The organism is Streptomyces sp. NPDC031274 (genome assembly GCF_055570235.1).
In genome coordinates, this window is the sequence record NZ_JBVIHP010000017.1 from 38479 (window position 1) to 54138 (window position 15660).

General features: G+C 68.8%; 17 protein-coding genes and 3 pseudogenes. 10 read left to right on the forward strand and 10 right to left on the reverse strand.

Going from position 1 to position 15660, the window contains the following annotated elements; all coding sequences use genetic code 11:
• The first annotated feature begins 104 nt into the window (after positions 1-104).
• Entirely contained in the window at positions 105-542 is a 438-nt protein-coding gene (locus tag ACZ5CR_RS25730; protein WP_468861362.1) for a BON domain-containing protein, read from the forward strand.
• Positions 543-580: 38 nt separating this feature from the next.
• Here ACZ5CR_RS25730 and ACZ5CR_RS25735 read toward each other — a convergent pair whose 3' ends face one another.
• Genes ACZ5CR_RS25735 through ACZ5CR_RS25750 form a run of 4 tightly spaced genes read right to left on the reverse strand, consistent with a single transcriptional unit; the run spans position 581 to position 3894 of the window.
• Positions 581-1285 carry a GntR family transcriptional regulator gene (locus ACZ5CR_RS25735; RefSeq protein WP_468861364.1) on the reverse strand — a complete coding sequence of 235 codons (705 nt, stop codon included), beginning with the start codon at positions 1283-1285 and terminating at the stop codon, positions 581-583.
• 34 nt (positions 1286-1319) lie between these two features.
• Positions 1320-1823, reverse strand: a complete 504-nt coding sequence (locus tag ACZ5CR_RS25740; protein WP_468861366.1) for a flavin reductase family protein — start codon at positions 1821-1823, stop codon at positions 1320-1322.
• Positions 1824-1865: 42 nt separating this feature from the next.
• Positions 1866-2291, reverse strand: a complete 426-nt coding sequence (locus ACZ5CR_RS25745) for an ester cyclase (protein ID WP_468861368.1) — start codon at positions 2289-2291, stop codon at positions 1866-1868.
• On the reverse strand, positions 2278-3894 hold the full coding sequence (locus ACZ5CR_RS25750) for a BCCT family transporter (RefSeq protein WP_468861370.1): 1617 nt from the start codon (positions 3892-3894) through the stop codon (positions 2278-2280). Before ACZ5CR_RS25750 ends, ACZ5CR_RS25745 begins: the two co-directional genes overlap by 14 nt.
• Before the next feature lie 242 nt (positions 3895-4136).
• On the opposite strand from ACZ5CR_RS25750, the gene ACZ5CR_RS25755 reads away from it, so the two are divergent.
• The 6 genes and pseudogenes from ACZ5CR_RS25755 (at position 4137) to ACZ5CR_RS25780 (ending at position 8923) form a co-directional block, all read left to right on the forward strand.
• Complete coding sequence (locus ACZ5CR_RS25755; RefSeq protein ID WP_468861373.1) at positions 4137-4784, forward strand: amino acid synthesis family protein; 648 nt, start codon at positions 4137-4139, stop codon at positions 4782-4784.
• Entirely contained in the window at positions 4781-5332 is a 552-nt protein-coding gene (locus ACZ5CR_RS25760; RefSeq protein WP_468861375.1) for an amino acid synthesis family protein, read from the forward strand. The genes ACZ5CR_RS25755 and ACZ5CR_RS25760 overlap by 4 nt, the downstream gene beginning before the upstream one ends.
• 6 nt (positions 5333-5338) lie before the next feature.
• Complete coding sequence (locus ACZ5CR_RS25765) at positions 5339-6070, forward strand: alpha/beta fold hydrolase (RefSeq protein ID WP_468861377.1); 732 nt, start codon at positions 5339-5341, stop codon at positions 6068-6070.
• Complete coding sequence (locus ACZ5CR_RS25770) at positions 6063-7550, forward strand: aldehyde dehydrogenase (RefSeq protein WP_468861378.1); 1488 nt, start codon at positions 6063-6065, stop codon at positions 7548-7550. The genes ACZ5CR_RS25765 and ACZ5CR_RS25770 overlap by 8 nt, the downstream gene beginning before the upstream one ends.
• 87 nt (positions 7551-7637) lie before the next feature.
• A pseudogene (locus ACZ5CR_RS25775) lies at positions 7638-7883 on the forward strand (tautomerase family protein); the annotation flags it as partial.
• Complete coding sequence (locus ACZ5CR_RS25780; RefSeq protein WP_468861381.1) at positions 7880-8923, forward strand: LLM class flavin-dependent oxidoreductase; 1044 nt, start codon at positions 7880-7882, stop codon at positions 8921-8923. The pseudogene ACZ5CR_RS25775 and the gene ACZ5CR_RS25780, both read left to right, overlap by 4 nt.
• Here the strand turns inward: ACZ5CR_RS25780 and ACZ5CR_RS25785 are convergent.
• The 4 genes and pseudogenes from ACZ5CR_RS25785 to ACZ5CR_RS25800 form a co-directional block, all read right to left on the reverse strand.
• Complete coding sequence (locus ACZ5CR_RS25785; protein ID WP_468861384.1) at positions 8904-9629, reverse strand: alpha/beta hydrolase; 726 nt, start codon at positions 9627-9629, stop codon at positions 8904-8906. The two genes, ACZ5CR_RS25780 and ACZ5CR_RS25785, sit on opposite strands and share 20 nt — an antisense overlap.
• Positions 9630-9662: 33 nt before the next feature.
• Positions 9663-10241, reverse strand: coding sequence for a dihydrofolate reductase family protein (locus ACZ5CR_RS25790; RefSeq protein WP_468861386.1), 579 nt, complete (start codon positions 10239-10241; stop codon positions 9663-9665).
• Positions 10242-10322: 81 nt separating this feature from the next.
• A complete protein-coding gene (locus tag ACZ5CR_RS25795) occupies positions 10323-10841 on the reverse strand; it encodes a DinB family protein (RefSeq protein WP_468861756.1) in 519 nt (172 codons plus the stop codon).
• Positions 10842-10976: 135 nt separating this feature from the next.
• Positions 10977-11498, reverse strand: a pseudogene (locus tag ACZ5CR_RS25800) (class I SAM-dependent methyltransferase); the annotation flags it as partial.
• Between the two features lie 150 nt (positions 11499-11648).
• Here ACZ5CR_RS25800 and ACZ5CR_RS25805 point away from each other — a divergent pair.
• On the forward strand, positions 11649-12227 hold the full coding sequence (locus tag ACZ5CR_RS25805) for a helix-turn-helix domain-containing protein (RefSeq protein ID WP_468861388.1): 579 nt from the start codon (positions 11649-11651) through the stop codon (positions 12225-12227).
• A gap of 50 nt (positions 12228-12277) precedes the next feature.
• Positions 12278-12918, forward strand: a pseudogene (locus ACZ5CR_RS25810) (IS5 family transposase); the annotation flags it as partial.
• Positions 12919-12922: 4 nt separating this feature from the next.
• Here ACZ5CR_RS25810 and ACZ5CR_RS25815 read toward each other — a convergent pair.
• Positions 12923-13228 carry a putative quinol monooxygenase gene (locus ACZ5CR_RS25815; RefSeq protein WP_468861390.1) on the reverse strand — a complete coding sequence of 102 codons (306 nt, stop codon included), beginning with the start codon at positions 13226-13228 and terminating at the stop codon, positions 12923-12925.
• Between the two features lie 143 nt (positions 13229-13371).
• Entirely contained in the window at positions 13372-13791 is a 420-nt protein-coding gene (locus ACZ5CR_RS25820; protein ID WP_468861392.1) for a VOC family protein, read from the reverse strand.
• A 448-nt stretch (positions 13792-14239) separates the two neighbouring features.
• Between ACZ5CR_RS25820 and ACZ5CR_RS25825 the strand changes: the two genes are divergently transcribed.
• The gene (locus ACZ5CR_RS25825; protein WP_468861394.1) at positions 14240-15616 is read left to right on the forward strand and encodes an FAD-binding oxidoreductase; all 1377 of its coding nucleotides are present in this window, start codon (positions 14240-14242) and stop codon (positions 15614-15616) included.
• The last annotated feature ends 44 nt before the right edge of the window (positions 15617-15660 follow it).

Sequence of the window (15660 nt, forward strand, 5' to 3'; positions counted from 1 at the left end):
GGTGTCGCTTGCGCGAGAGGTGGCGCTTGAGAGGGTAGGTGGGGGAGACGACGAACGACGAGGACGGCTCCGGGTCACCTCGTGACGCGACACATGGAGGGCACATGGCGAGGTACGAGTTCACGAGGGAAGCGGGCCATCAGCTCGAGGTCCCCCTGGCGAGCGAGCCGGACAAGGCGGCGGCCCAGCTCAAGGGGCGTCTCGAGGACATGGGTCTGACGCGCGATCACTTCCGGGTCAGCGTCGAGGGATTCAGGGTCGTCGTCGCCGGAGATGCCGCCCTGCAGGAGCAGAAGGAGAAGATCCTGCTCGCTCTCGGGAACGTCGCAGGTGTCGCGGAGGTGGAGGACCAGGTGGCGGCCGGGCAGGAAGGGCTTCTCCCGCGTTTCGTCACCGTCCAGGAGGGCGACACACTCAGCGACGTCGCCCTGAGGGCCTACAACGACCCCACCGCGGGCAAGCGGCTCCTGACCGCGAACCATCCCGTCCTGACCGACGAGAACGCGATGCATCCCGGTCTGGTCCTACGTGCCCCGGAGTAGGACCAGACCGGGACGCTGCTGTCCCGGGCTGCCCGGCGTCAGGACCCTGCCGTGCCGAAGCCCTCACTCGAGCCGCCGATGGGCAGCCTGGCGAGCAGCGCGCGTCGACTGGCCCTGACGTGCTCGCGCATCACTTGCTCGGCGCTGTCGCCGTCCTTCTCGAGGATCAGCTCCAGTACGAGGTGGTGTTCGCGGTCCGATTGAAGGGCGCGGCCGGGCTGGCTCAGCGAGGTGTTCACAAGCCGGGAGTAGGCCAGCTGGTTCATCAGCATCCGGTAGTGGGCCGCCAGCTTGTTGTTGTCGGCACCGGCGATGAGCAGGTCGTGAAACTCCTGGACCAGCTCCGCGTATCGCTCCCGATCGTCACGCGACACCGCTTCATCGGCCTCGCGCAGGTTCCGTTCGAGCATGTCGATCTCCGAGACCCGGCCCCGCTGCGCCAGGAGGCGGACGGCGGCGCCCTCCAGGAGCTCCTTCATCTCGAAGAGCTCGGTGATCTCGCGGCGGGACGGAGTGGTGACGAACGTCCCCACGCGAGGCCGGATTTCGACGAGCCCCTCGGTCTGCAACTGCTTGAGAGCCTCGCGCACCGGCGTACGACTGACACCGAATTCTTCAGCGAGGGCGAGCTCCGAGAGCGGCGCGCCGGGCGCGATGTCGCCCTTGATGATCCGCCGACGCATTTCGGCGATCACCCTGCCCTGCATCGACCCGTTCTTCGGTTCGCTCATTGTGCGATTCACCGAACCCTCCTCCGTATCCCGAGCCGCCCGCCGGTCATCCCAGGGGCGCGAGCGCGCCGCCGTCGAAGAACTTACCCGCGCTGTAGACCATCGGGTGACGTTCGTCGACCGCGGCGTGCACCACACGGCAGATGAAGACGGTGTGGGTGCTGGCCTGGAGCCGCTCGCGGATCTCGACCTCCATCTGCGCGCTGCTCCGCGCGATCAGCGGGCTGCCGAACGGGCCGCCGTGCCAGTCCAGATCCTTGAACTTGTCGTCGGACTTCGTCGCGAACGTGGCGGCGACGTCGAGTTGGTCCGTGGACAGGATGTTGATCGCGAGGTGGCCGGCCCGGAACAGACAGTCGTGGGTGGACGAGGTGCGCTGGACGCACACCATCACGGTGGCGGGGTCGAGCGAGATGCTCGAGAAGGCGTTGACGGCAAGCCCGCGGGGGGTCTCTCCGTCCATCGCGGTCACGACCGTGACACCGGTGACGAACTGCCGGTTGACCTGCTTCATCACGTCGAGGTCGGGCTTGGAGGCGAGCGGGGCCATGAGAGTGCTCCTTGTCATCTTGATCGTCGGTCCTGTTCCTCGTCAGTCCTGTCCCACGCGGATGATGCCGAGGGCCGAGAGCAGGGCCCGCGGATCCCATGTCACGTACTCCTCGACGATCTGGTCCCCCTCGAACCGGGCGAACGTGGCACCGCTGACGTCGACGCGCCGCGTGGTGGCGGGGACCCCGAGGAACGAGTTCGTATGGGTTCCGCTGCTGTGCCAGCGGATCGCCGCCTTGTCGCCGTCGATCAGGATGTCGTCGATGGTCGTGACCAGGTCCGGAAACGCCGCGCGTGTGGAGACGACGGCGGCTTTGAACGCGGTCAGGTCCTGTGGCTCCGGGTCGTTGCCGTGGCGGAGGTAGGCCGGGCTCAGCAGCTCGTCGAGGGCATCGACGTCCCCTTGCCCCCAGGCCGCGGCCCATACCTTCTCCGTGCGTGCGCGACGGGATTCAGCGTGCGACATCAGTCTTCTCCATTCGGTCGGCGCTCAGTTCCTTCCAGAAGGACACCGCCAGGCCGGCGATGATCACGAGGAACGGCAAGGACGTCACGATGACGGTGTTCTGAAGGGCGTCGAGGCCGCCTGCGAGCATGAGGGCGACGGCGGTGACGCCGGTGATGACTCCCCAGAGGATGAGCACCGAACGGCGCGGGGTGAGCGATCCGTTCGAGGTCATCATGCTCAGTACGTAGGTGTTGGCGTCCGCGCCGGAGACGAAGAACATCACCACCAGGAGGATCGCGACCGCCGATGTGACCCCGGCGAGCGGGAAGTGGTCGAGGGTCGCGAAGAACGCGCTGTTGATGTCGGCCGAGGTCTGCTCGGCGATGTCACCGCCCTCGAACAGATCGAGGTGGATCGCCGTACCGCCGAAGACCGTGAACCAGGTGAAGAACACCACGCTGGGTACGACAAGTACTCCGACGATGAAGCCCCGGATGGTGCGGCCCCGCGAGATGCGGGCGAGGAAGACACCGACGAAGGCGCCCCAGGAGACCCACCAGGCCATCATGAAGTAGGTCCACACCTGCATCCATTCGAGCCCGCCGAACGCGGTGCCCTGCAGGCTCATCCGGAAGAAGTCGGTGGCCCACTGGCCCACGGACTCGATGTACAGGTTCGCGATGAAGACGGCGGGGCCGACCACCAGCATGAAGACGAACAGGGCGACCGCGAGCAGCGAGCTGCCCTGGCTCAGGAACTTGATGCCCTTGCTGACGCCGGTCACCGCCGAGAGCGTGAAGACCGCGGTGACGGCGGCGATGATGAGCACCTGGGACACCGAGTTGACCGGGATCCCGAACAACGTCCCCAGGCCGTTGTTGACCTGGAGCGCGCCGAGGCCGAGCGAGGTCGTGGTGCCGAAGAGCGTCGCGAACACGGCGAGTACGTCGATCGCCTTGCCGACGGCCCCGTTGACGCGTTCGCCGAGCAAGGGCACGAACAACTGGCTGACCAGGGCGCGGCGTCCCTTTCGGTGGGTCGAGTACGCGATGGCGAGTCCGAAGATGGCGAAGATCGCCCAGGCGTGCAGGCCCCAGTCGAAGTAGGAGTACTGCAGGGCCCGTACCGCTGCGGCCGGTGTGTTCGGCTCGGCGACGCCGTGGGCAGGCGCCGCGAGGTGCGAGATGGGTTCGGCGACGCCGTACGAGACGAGGCCGATGCCCATGACCGCGCTGAGGATCATGGCGAACCAGGTCAGCGTCGAGAACTCGGGACGATCGGTGTCCTTGCCGAGCCGGATGTCGCCCGCGGGGCTGAAGGCCAGGAACACCAGGAAGACCAGGATGGCGAGTGTGACCACCAGATAGGTCCAGCCGAAGGTGCCCGTGACCCAGTTCAGGGACGCGGTCGTGACCGTGTTCAGGTTCTCCGTGAAGAGCACCGCCCAGGCGACGAAGACGGCGGAGATGCCGAGTGAGGCCCAGAAAACGGAACCGAGCCTGGCGACGGTTCCGCCCCCTTCGCCCGTGTCCTCGAAAGCGCCGTCGGCGGGGCTTTCGCCCCCGCTCGCCGACGGCTCGTCGGGCGTCATTCCCGCACCCGTCCGAAGGGGACTGGACATGAAACTCCTTGAGTCCGCGGGCTCGCCGCTACCGCCATTGGTATACAAGAAGCAGTAAGGCATGCCGTGGATTGAGCGTCAAGGGATCGGTCGAATCGAATCGCCCGAGACCGTGTGGATGCAGTAAGTAGCCAGCTCAGAAGTGATTTGAAGCCCCATGGGGCACCGTCCAGTGGATTCGAGTAAGTCGCCCCGCCTTCCCTCTTGACCGGCACCGGAGGGCATGTCTAACGTCCTGTTGCATGCAAGAGAGCAACCTGGATCGTCCGGACGCGAGCATCGGTCTCCGTAAGCTCGTGCTCTACCGCGACGTCGTCCTCACCGAGGCGGGCGAGGTGCCCGCGCAACCGGCCAGGCGAGCCAGCGTCGCCGCCGTCATCCGGAACCCCTGGACCGGTGTCGGCCCTTCGACCGATCTGTCCCCGGAGCAGGCCCACGTCGCGCCTGTACTGGCGAGGATGCTGACCGACCGGCTCATCGGCGCGCTCGGCGGCGTGGACGAGATCGAATCGTTCGGCAAGGCCGCCATCGTCGGCACGGCGGGCGAGATCGAGCACGCCGGTGCCCTCATCCACACCCCGTACTTCGGGAATCTGGTCCGGGAGTTCCTCCAGGGCGAGTCGATCATCTGCTTCGCCGACACGCGCGCCGAGGCAGGCGAAACGCTGGTCGTCCCCCTCTGGCACAAGACACTTGCCGCGACCCGCAGCCACTACCAGACCATCAGCGCCCGCGTTCCCGACGCCCCGCGTGCCGACGAGATCGTCGTCATCGCGGCCGCGTCGACGGGCCCGCGCCCCCACCCCCGCATCGGGGACCGCATGACCGACCCCGTCGTCACCACCGAAACACTCGTCACCACCGAAACACTGGAGGAAGTCCCCTCATGAACGTCCGCAAGATCGTGACCGTCGTCGAGGAGATCCACACCGAAGGCGGCCGCGCAGTCGGCAGCCCCGCCCGGATCGCCGTCGTCGCAGCGGTGATCGAGAACCCGTGGGCCGGTCAGGGCTTCGTCGAAGACCTCAATCCCGGCATCGACGCACATGCGTCCGACATCGGCGCGCTCCTCGCCCCCGCGGTGCTCGAAGCCCTGGACGCTCCCGCCGAGGCGTACGGGAAGGCCGCCGTCGTCGGCCTGGACGGCGAGGTCGAGCACGGCTCGGCGCTGATCCACACGCTCAAGTTCGGCGACCACTTCCGCAAGGCCGCGGGCGCCACCACCCTGCTGCCGGCGGTCGAGAAGCGCGGACCCGCCGGAGTGGTCTTCGACATTCCGCTGAAGCACATCACCGACGCCACGATCCGCTCGCACCACCAGACCATCGAGATCCGGCTCACCGACGCCCCCCACGCGAACGAGATCGTCATCGCGCTCGCAGCCGCCGCCCAGGGCCGTCCGCAGCAGCGCCTCGCGCCCCTGTCGACCGAGCAGTAGGAACGTATGAGCAAGCCGACCGTGGTGCTGCTGCACGGCGTCGGGCTCGACCACTCCATGTGGGAGCCCACCGCCGCGCTCCTGGCCGACCGTTTCACCGTGATCACCCCCGACCTGCCGGGCCACGGCACGCGCTCGCCCGCGCGCGACGGGGTGACGCTCGGCGACCTGGCCGACGGGGTCGTCGACGAGATTCCCGCAGGCTCCCACCTCGTCGGATTCTCGCTCGGGGCGCTCGTCGCCCAGCACGTGGCGCTGCACCGTCCGGAGCTGGTGGCCACACTGACCTCGGTCAGCTCGGTGTGCGACCGTACGCCCCAGGAGCGGGCGTCCGTCCTCGAACGGCTGCGCACCGCGGAGGCGGACTTCGAGGCGAGTGCCGCCGCTTCCCTGGAGCGCTGGTACGCAGGCACCGACGTGGACCCCGCATGTGTCGCCCGGACCAGGGCCACGCTCCTGGCCAACGACGTCGGGTCCTTCCTCGCCTGCTATCGGGTGTTCGCCACCGCGGACGCCGAACTCGGCCCTGACCTGGGCTCCATCGCCGTACGCGCACTGGCTGTGACCGGTGAGGACGATCCCGGCTCCACCCCCGGGATGACCCACCGGCTCGCCTCGGCGCTCGCGCACTGCCGCGCCGAAGTCATCCCCACAGCACGTCACATGCTGCCCGTCGAGCGCCCCGACGCGTTCGTCGACTGTCTCACCACCTTCATCGGAGAGCGCGCACATGTCTGAACTCATCACGTTGCAGCACTTCATCGGCGGTACGTGGGTGGAGCCCGCGTCGGGGGAGTACTTCGAGAGCACCAACCCGGCCACGCGCCAGGTCCTCTACCGGGCAGCACGCGGGGACGCGGCCGACGTCGACAGGGCCGTGGCCGCCGCACGCAGGGCCTTCGAGGACCCGCGGTGGCGCGACCTCAGCCAGACGCGACGCGGGCACCTCCTGCGTCGCCTCGGAGACCTGATCGCCGAGAACGCCGAAGACCTCGCCCGCATGGAGTCGCTGGACAACGGCAAACTGCTGCGCGAGATGCGCGGGCAACTGGCCACACTGCCTGAGTACTTCCACTATTACGCCGGCCTTGCCGACAAGATCCACGGCGACTTCATCCCCACCTCCGACCGCCAGGTCCTCAACTACACGGCCCGGGAGCCGCTCGGTGTCGTCGGCGCGATCACTCCCTGGAACTCGCCGCTGACCTTGACCAGCAGCAAGCTGGCCCCGGCTCTCTGCGCGGGCAACACCGTCGTGATCAAGCCATCGGAGTACACCTCGTCCACCGTCCTCAAGCTCGCCGAGCTGGCACTCGAAGCGGGGTTCCCGCCGGGCGCGGTCAACGTCGTCACCGGGTTCGGCGCCGAGGCCGGGCAGGCGCTGGTCGACCACCACGACCTCGCGAAGATCTCCTTCACCGGCAGTACCGCCACCGGGGCCCGTATCGCCGCGGCGACCGCGAGCCGGTTCATCGGCTCGACGCTCGAACTCGGCGGCAAGTCGCCCAACATCGTCTTCGACGACGCGCAGATCCCCAACGCCGCGATGGGAGTCGTCGCCGGTATCTTCGCCGCCGCGGGACAGACCTGCATCGCGGGGAGCCGTGTCTTCGCGCACCGTTCCGTCTACGACGAGTTGCTCGAACGCGTCTGTGAGCGCGCCAAGACCATCCGCATCGGCGATCCCATGGACGAGGCGACCGAACTCGGACCGCTGGCCTTCGAGGACCAGCGCGACAAGGTGGCCGGATACGTCGACCTCGGACGCAGCGAAGGCGCCCGGGTGCTGACCGGCGGACGCCCCACCGACGGCGGGCTCGGCGGCTACTTCTACGAGCCCACCATCCTCGTGGACGTCGACAACAGCATGCGCGTCGTCCGCGAGGAGATCTTCGGCCCCGTCCTTGCGGTCATGCCGTTCGACACCGAGGACGAAGTCGTACGCCTGGCCAACGACACCGAGTACGGACTCGCGGCCGGCGTCTGGACGACGAACCTCGCACGGGCACACCGGATGGCGGCACGTCTGGACGCCGGGACCGTCTGGGTCAACACCTACCGGGCCATGTCCCCGATGTCGCCGCGGCAGGGCTTCAAGACCAGCGGGTCCGGCGTCGAACACGGCACCGAGTCCATCAAGGAGTACACCCGCCTCAAGAGCGTCTGGATCAACACGAGCGAGGAGCCCGTGGCCGACCCGTTCACGATGCGGAGCTGAACCACGTGGGACTGAGCCATGTGGGACTGAGCCATGCGGGACTGAACACGCGGGACTGAACCACGCGGGACTGAACCACGCGGAGCTGACATGCCACAGATCGCCATCACGCTCGCCGAGGGCCGCACTCCGGCACAGATCCGGGACCTGATCCACGAGGTGCACGGCGCGGTCCTGCGCACCACGAACACCCGGCCCGAATACATCCGGGTCGTCGTCCACGAAGTCCCCCGCACGCACTGGGCCACCGGGGACGTCACCCTCACCGAGATGGACCACAGTCACCAGGACGCCCCGCTCGCCCTGGGTACCGAAGAAGAGGAGCAGCCATGAGGTTTTCGTTGTTCGTTCACATGGAGCGCTGGGACGAGGAGGACAGCCACCGGCAGCTGTTCGAGAACCTCTCCGAACTGGCCCTCATGGCCGAGGCAGGCGGGTTCTCCACCGTGTGGATCGGGGAGCACCATGCGATGGAGTACACCATTTCCCCCAGCCCCATGCCGCTGCTCGCCCACATCGCCGCGAAGACCTCGACCATCCGCCTGGGCGCGGGAACCATCATCGCCCCGTTCTGGCACCCGATCCGGGCCGCCGGTGAATGTGCCCTGCTCGACGTCATCAGCAACGGTCGCATGGAGGTCGGCCTTGCCCGGGGCGCCTACCAGTTCGAGTTCGACCGGATGACGGACGGCGTCTCGGCCCGCGACGGCGGGAAACACCTGCGTGAGCTCGTGCCCGCAGTCCGTGCGCTCTGGCAGGGCGACTACGCCCACGACGGCGACATCTGGCAGTTCCCCACGTCGACCAGTGTGCCCAAGCCGGTGCAGCAGCCCACCCCGCCCATGTGGATCGCCGCCCGCGACCCCGACTCCCACGACTTCGCGGTGAGCCAGGGCTGCAACGTCATGGTCACCCCGCTGATGAAGGGCGAGGAGGAAGTGGCCGACCTCAAGCGGAAGTTCGACACCGCGGTGGCCAACCACCCCGAGGTGCCGCGCCCCGACCTGATGGTGCTGCGGCACACACACGTCCACTCGCCCGACGAGCCCGAAGGATGGCGCCCCGCCGCGGAGGCGATCAACCGCTTCTACCGGACCTTCGACGCCTGGTTCGGCAACAAGAACACCCCTGACAACGGATTCCTCGCCCCCAGCCCGGAGTCGAAGTTCGAGGACCGTCCCGAGTTCGAACCGGAGTCGCTGCACAAGACCGCGATGATCGGCACCCCGGAAGAAGTGGTCGAGCGGCTGCGCGCCTACGAGGAGCTCGGCATCGACGAGTACAGCTTCTGGATCGACACCGGCCTGTCGCACGAGGAGAAGCGCGAGTCCCTGGAGCTGTTCATCAAGGAAGTCATGCCGGCTTTCCAGTGAGGGCGCCCGCCACCACGCGGGCGGTCTCTCGCCCGAGGTCCGACACGGAGGGCTCGGTCGCCGGCAGACACCGCCCCGTGCCGGGATCGTAGACGCAGCCCAGCACCCCGGCGTGGTCCGTGGCGGGCTCGGACAGTTCGGAGTCCCAGCCGTGCGAGAGCAGGGCTTCGTGCAGTTCGCGCGAGGAATCGCCGGGCACGATCGTGTCCGCGGTGCCGTGCACGAGCCGTACGGGCACCGGTGTCACCGCCGGGCCGATCACGCGGAGGGGAACGGTGCCCGTGGCGCGTGCCGGGAAGCGGTAGCCGCCCGCGATGCCGATCACCGCGGTCGGCCTCCAGCCGTCGAAGAGCTCCGGCTGGAGGGCTGCAGCCATCGCGGCGCCTGCCCCCGCGGACCACCCGGCGAGGATCAACTCCCCTTCTCCGTCGCTGAGTGCGCGGACGTAGTCGCGCCCGAACCGCAAGGAGTCGGTGAGATGCGCCCGGCCCCCGTCGGCCTGGTCCGAACGCCAGTCGGGGACAAGGACGGTGAGGCCCGACCCGGCGATCTCTTGGGCAAGCGGCGCCATCACGTCCCGCTCGTCGGGCCCCATTCCGTGCCACAGCAGCACACACCGATCGTCCTGCTGCTCCGAGGCGTAGATGTCGACGAGTTTGCTGTCGCTGCCGGTGGCGTACCGCACCGTCCGGGTCGTGATCCTCACGTCTGTTCTCCAGTTCACACGGGGTGAGTCTGCTCAGACATGCAGGGTAGGCCGGTAGACGAGTTCTTGGATGTGGCCGTCGAGCGTCCGGTGCTCGATCAGCTCGAGGTCGAAGTCGGCCGCACCCTGGAAGATCGGGTCGAGGCCTGTCCGCCCGGTGATCACAGGGAAGAGCGTGACCTGGACACGGTCGACCAGACCGGCGGCCATCAGCGCCCGGTTCATCGACAGACTGCCGTGCGAACGCAACGGCACCTCGGACTCCTTCTTGAGCAGAGCGACGACGTCGACGGCATCGCCGCTCGCGATGGTCGCGTCCGGCCAGTCGAGGGCCCCTTCCAGCGTGGTCGACACCACCGTCGCGGGCAGGCTCCTCATCCGTGTGACCCATGGGTCGAGTACCTCGAACTCCTCGGTGCCCGAAGCCAGCATCCGCGCGAACGCCCGATAGGTGTTGGCCCCGAAGACCATCCGCTGCTCCTCGCCGTAGAGGGCGAGGCGGTGGTCGAGGAGCTCGGGGCCCTGCTTGCCCCAGTAGCCGGTCCAGCCGCCGCCGGCGGCGCCGAAGCCGTCGAGGCTGGAGAAGACGTCGAAGGTGTAGGTGGCGGTCATGGTGCTCTCCTCGCGTGCGGTTGACGGTGTGTTGTCGTGGATACAGACCGGCGACCACGGCGAGACTCATCGCACCCGCTGTCAGCGGCCGGTGGAGCCGTCGATCTGTTCGCGGATGATGTCCGCGTGGCCCGCGTGTCGGCCGGTCTCCTCGATCATGTGCACCAGGACCCAGCGCATCGACGGTGCCGGGCCCCGGCGCGGGGGTCGCGGGGCGGGCAGAGCCAGATCTGTGCAGGCGTCGATGACCTGGTTCGCGCGCCCGACGGCAGCCCGGTAGTCGGCGAGCACGCTGTCGACGGTGTCCAGCTTGGACGGCCGCATCGTGGCAGGCCAGTTCCCGGCATCCTCACCGAGGAAGTAGAACCGTTCGACGTACGTCAGATGCCTGAGCAGGCCGAGGAGGTTGGTGCCCGAGGGTACGGGCCCTGTCCGGACCTGCGGTTCCGGTACGTCCGTGACCTTGTCCCCGATCGAGTTCCGCAGGTAGTCGAGGAAGCCCCGCAGGGTGGCCTTCTCGTCGGCGCCGGTCGACGGAGGGCCGGTGTCCCGCACCCGAGTGCGGGGGCGCTCCGCTTCGGCCGCTCGTTGGACGAGCAGGACGTTGTCGATGACGGTGGCGATCTCACCGGCGGGGCCCGTGGCCCGGCGGCGGGGCATGTCGGCGCGCACGACGGTCCAGCGTGTGGGGTCGAGGTCGAGCTCGGCGGCGATCTCGGTGGGTGTGGGGTAGTGGATGTCGGGGTCCTGGTCCCATGACCAGGGCGCGGTGGAGCCATGGTCGACGATCAGCAGGCGACCGCCGGGACGGAGGGCGTGTGCGGCGGCTCGCAGGACTTGGTCGCGGGGCAACGCGAACGGGGTCTGGAAGTACTGGGCGGAGATGAGGTCGAACCGGCCCGCCGGGAAGCTGACGGCCAGATCGTGCTGTTCGGCGACGACCCGGTCCAGGACGCCGAGTTCGTGAGCGCGGTCCCGTAGGCGTTCGACGGCGGTGGTGGAGATGTCCACGGCGGTGACCTGCCAGCCCTGCTGCGCGAGCCAGATGGAGTCGCCGCCCGCGCCGCAGCCCAGATCCAGGGCGGAGCCGGGGCGCAGCGGTGCGGCGGTCTCGGCGAGCAGCGGGTTGACACGGGCGCCCGAGCTGTTCTGGGCGCGGTAGTGCCGCTCCCAGAACAGCTCGGCGTCCTCGCCCGCCGAGCCCTGGTCGCTCGCGGTGGCATCGGCGGTGGATCGTTGGCGTCGGATGGGGTCCATCTGAGTTGCCCTTCGTCGGCCGGCGTGCCGAGCGCGATCCGATACGAACGAACCTTCGGCGCCGGTGAGGTACGGACAGCATCGACACCGCCCTTTCACTCCAGCAAGAAAAGTTGCGGATCCGCACAATCGATCCGCATCATCGGGGACATGGACAACCCCACAGGCGATGTTCTGGCCGGAGTCGGGCCGCGTCTGCGTGCTCTGCGCCAGGCGCGGAGCACCACGCTGGCCGCGCTGGCTGACGAAACCGGCCTCACGGCGAGCACGCTGTCCCGCCTGGAGAACGGCAAGCTTCACCCCACCCTTGAGCAGTTGCTGCCCCTGGCCCGGGCGTACGACGTCCCGCTCGACGATCTCGTCGCGGCGCCGCCCACCGGCGACCCGCGCGTCCACCTGCGGCCAGTACGGCGTTCCGGGCTTGTGATGGTGCCTCTGACCAGGCGGCCCGGCGGCATCCAGGCCTACAAGGTGATCTACCCACCCGCCGACCGGTCACCGACCTTGAACCTGCGGACCCACGAGGGTTACGAGTGGTTCTACGTCCTCAACGGGCACGTCAGGTTCGTACTCGGGGAGCGGGAGTTCCGGCTCGGCGTCGGCGAGGCCGCGGAGTTCGACACCCGCGTACCGCACTGGATCGGCAGCGCCGACAGCCAACCGGCGGAGCTGCTCGCCCTGTTCGGCGCGCAGGGCGAGCGTGCACACCTGGCGCCGTCCGGGCAGTGACGCTCTCGGCCGCTGCCACCGCGCGTGCCGACGATCCCCCTCGGGCCCGCGATGGCACCTGGCACCGCGTCCTCGTCGCTTTGCAGGCCCGCGCGGACGCGGATGGCGATCTGGACTGGCTTGTCGGCGTCGGTTCCACGGTCGTCCGCGCTCACCAGCACGCCGCCGGCGCCGCGAAAAGGGGGCTCCGGCCGGTGAGCCGAACGACCACGCTCTCGGCCGATCCCGCGGCGGACCGAGCACCAAAGTCCACCTGGCCGCCGACGGCCGATGCCGCCCGATCGCCTTCGTAGTCACCGCCGGACAAGCAGGTGACGCACCGCAGTTCGAGCGTGTCATGGCCGCTATCCGTGTCCCGCGCCCGGTTGGTCGACCTCGTGTCCGTCCCGACACCGTGCTCGCTGACCGCGCCTACTCATCTCGGGCGATTCGCGCCCACCTACGCAGGCGCGGAATCCGCGCGGTCATCCCCGAACCCGCTGACCAGCAGGCCAACCGGAAGCGCCGCGGACCACGCGGCGGCCGCCCGATCGCGCTCGACCGTGATGCTTACCGCCTCCGCAACGCTGTCGAACGCTGCATCAACCGGCTCAAGCAATGGCGCGGCATTGCCATGCGCACCGACAAACTCGCCACGAACGATCAGGCCGCGCTCCATGTCGCAGCCATCTTCCTCTGGCTCAAACCATGATCCATCAGTCGCCAGCGCCGAGGCCGCCGACGACAACCAGTTCGCGACTGGTGAACTCGCCGGTGAGCATGGGCATGGCGGCAGCGATCGCTTCCTTGGCCTCGGGCAACCGCAGGGATGCGTCGTGGTGGTCCTTCGATTCCCAGACCTCCGTGACCACGATCGTGTCCGGCTCTTCGGCGGCCAGGCCCACCACGTAGCTTCTGCAGCCAAGCTCGCGGAGACTATCGGCTCCGGAGAGCAGGATCGCGACCACGTCGTCGCGCTTGCCGGGCTGGGTCTTCATTGAACCGATGTAGCCATAGGCCATGTCATGCCGCCTTCGTCGGAGTTGCTGTTACTCGGCACCATCATGTCGCCCCTTCAGACGACGCGACCGGCACCCTGCCGCAACCCCGGGGGCGCACGAATCACTGATCTATCAGGAGCCGGGAAAGATCCAGCAGACACGGCCTAGGGGAGGAGGGGTGCCCGACCGGTAGGCGGCCGGTTGCTGCCGCTGGGCGCGCGGCTCAAGTCGACCACGCAGAAGAGGTTGCCGTCCGGGTCGGCGAGAACGACGAAGTCGGGGTCCGGGGGATAGAGGTCCCATTCGACGGCTCGTGCACCCAGTGAGACCAGCCGCCGGACCTCGGCGTGCTGTTCCTCCGTGGTGTCGGTGAACAGGTCCAGATGGAGCCGCGGCCGGGGCTCCACCGGAGACGTGCTGTGCTGCAGGCCGAGGGCCCGGCCGGAGCCGTCGGCGTGGTCGAGCGTTCGCCAGGCCTCGCTCTTCCACTCCGCGGTGGCGACCAGGTCCAGCGCCTGCGTCCAGAAGGCGACCGCGCGCGGAATGTCGCTTACGCCGATGACGGGAACTCCGAGTCTGAGCATGTGCGGGAGCCTAGGCCCCCGTCAGGCCGGTCGGCGTGCCTAGGGCCCGGTCCGCACTGCGCCGGCCCTCGCCGAGCAGGTCGTCGGCCCGGTTGGGGCGCTGGCACAGTGCGTTGGGGTGGTCCTGCTCTCGGCGATGAGCGCGAGGCGCAGTGAGTCGATCTCGTCGGGCGATCGGGCGGTGGAGCGTCGGACAGCAGCCGCAGCCAGCCGTTCTCGTGTGTACCCCTCATGATGCAATGGGGCCCAGGAGCTCACTGTGGATGATCTCTCCGTGGCAGGGGCCGGAGCATGGAGATCCTCTCCGTGCGGATCGCCGCGCCCACATGTTTCGATCGACATCAGCAGCACCGCGCCGACCTGGCGGTACTGCGCCGAGGGGACGGGATACAGGTATGCATGCCACCGAAACGCACGCCCCGGGGCGAACCCACCGAGAGGACACACGATGAGCGCCACGGTCGTTCGAGCGATCCTCGAGCACATCCCTGCCGACCGGGTACTCACCGATCCGGACAGTGTCGAGGCCTTCCGCAGTGACCAAGCGGCATGGGCGCCCAGCGGCCGACCCGCGGCCGTCGTCCGCGCGAGGTGCACCCAAGACGTCGCCGACACGGTGCGTGCCTGTATCCGGCACCGCACTCCGGTCGTCGCCCGCGGCGCGGGCACCGGCCTTTCCGGGGGCGCCAACTCGGGCGAGGGGCACGTGGTCGTGGCGCTCGACGGCATGGACGAGATCGTCGAGGTGAACCCTCTGGAGCGTCTGGCGGTCGTGCAGCCCGGGGTCGTCAACGACCATCTGCGGGCGGCGGTGGCCGAGCACGGTCTCTGGTATCCGCCGGACCCCGCGAGCTCCCCCTGGTCGACCATCGGCGGCAACGTGGCCACCAACGCAGGCGGGGTCTGCTGCGTCAAGTACGGCGTCACCGGTGACTACGTCCTCGCCCTGGAGATGGTCAACGGACTCGGTGAGATCGTGCGGCTCGGCCGGCGCACGGCGAAAGGCGTCGCAGGCTACGACCTGACGGGGCTCGTCGTCGGCTCGGAAGGAACGCTCGGCATCGTCACGGAGGTGACCGTCCGCCTGCGGCCCATGCCGCCGGCCTCGGTCACGGTCGCAGGCCACTTCGGCTCCGTCGTCGACGCCGGAGCCGCCGTACGCGCCGTGGCCGACGCGGGGCTGACTCCGTCGGCGCTTGAACTGATCGACCGGCACTGCCTGCGTGCCGTCGACGCGTGGAAGAACATGGGCCTCTCGCTCGACGCCGATGTAGTACTCCTCGGCCGGATCGACGAGCCGGGCGAGACCGGCGACGCCCAGGCCGAGCGCATGGTCGACTGTTTCCGCGGGGCCGGTGCCTCCTGGGCCGAGCGGTCCACGGACGAGCACGAGGCCGACGCCCTGTTCGCGGCCAGGCGGCTCGCCTATCCCGCCCTCGAACGTCTGGGTCCGGTCCTGACCGAGGACATCTGTGTGCCCAAGGAGCACATCCCGGAGATGCTCGGCCGCATCGAGAAGACCGCCTCCCGGCACGACATCCTCATCGCCAACATCGCGCACGCGGGCGACGGCAACCTGCACCCGCTGCTGATCACCCCGCCCGGCGACGACGCCGCACGCACCCGGGCGCAGGCGGCCTTCGCCGAGATCATCGCCGACGCCATCGCGCTGGGCGGCACGGTCTCCGGCGAGCACGGGGTGGGCCTGCTCAAACGCCCGGGCCTCGCCGCGGAGATCACGCCGGAGGCCATGGCCATGCAGCGCGCCGTGAAGCAGGCTCTGGACCCGCACGGCGTGCTGAACCCCGGCAAGGTGCTGTCCTGAGCGTTGACGGTGCGGTGGAATGAGGGTTCTCTCTTGCTGCGGAT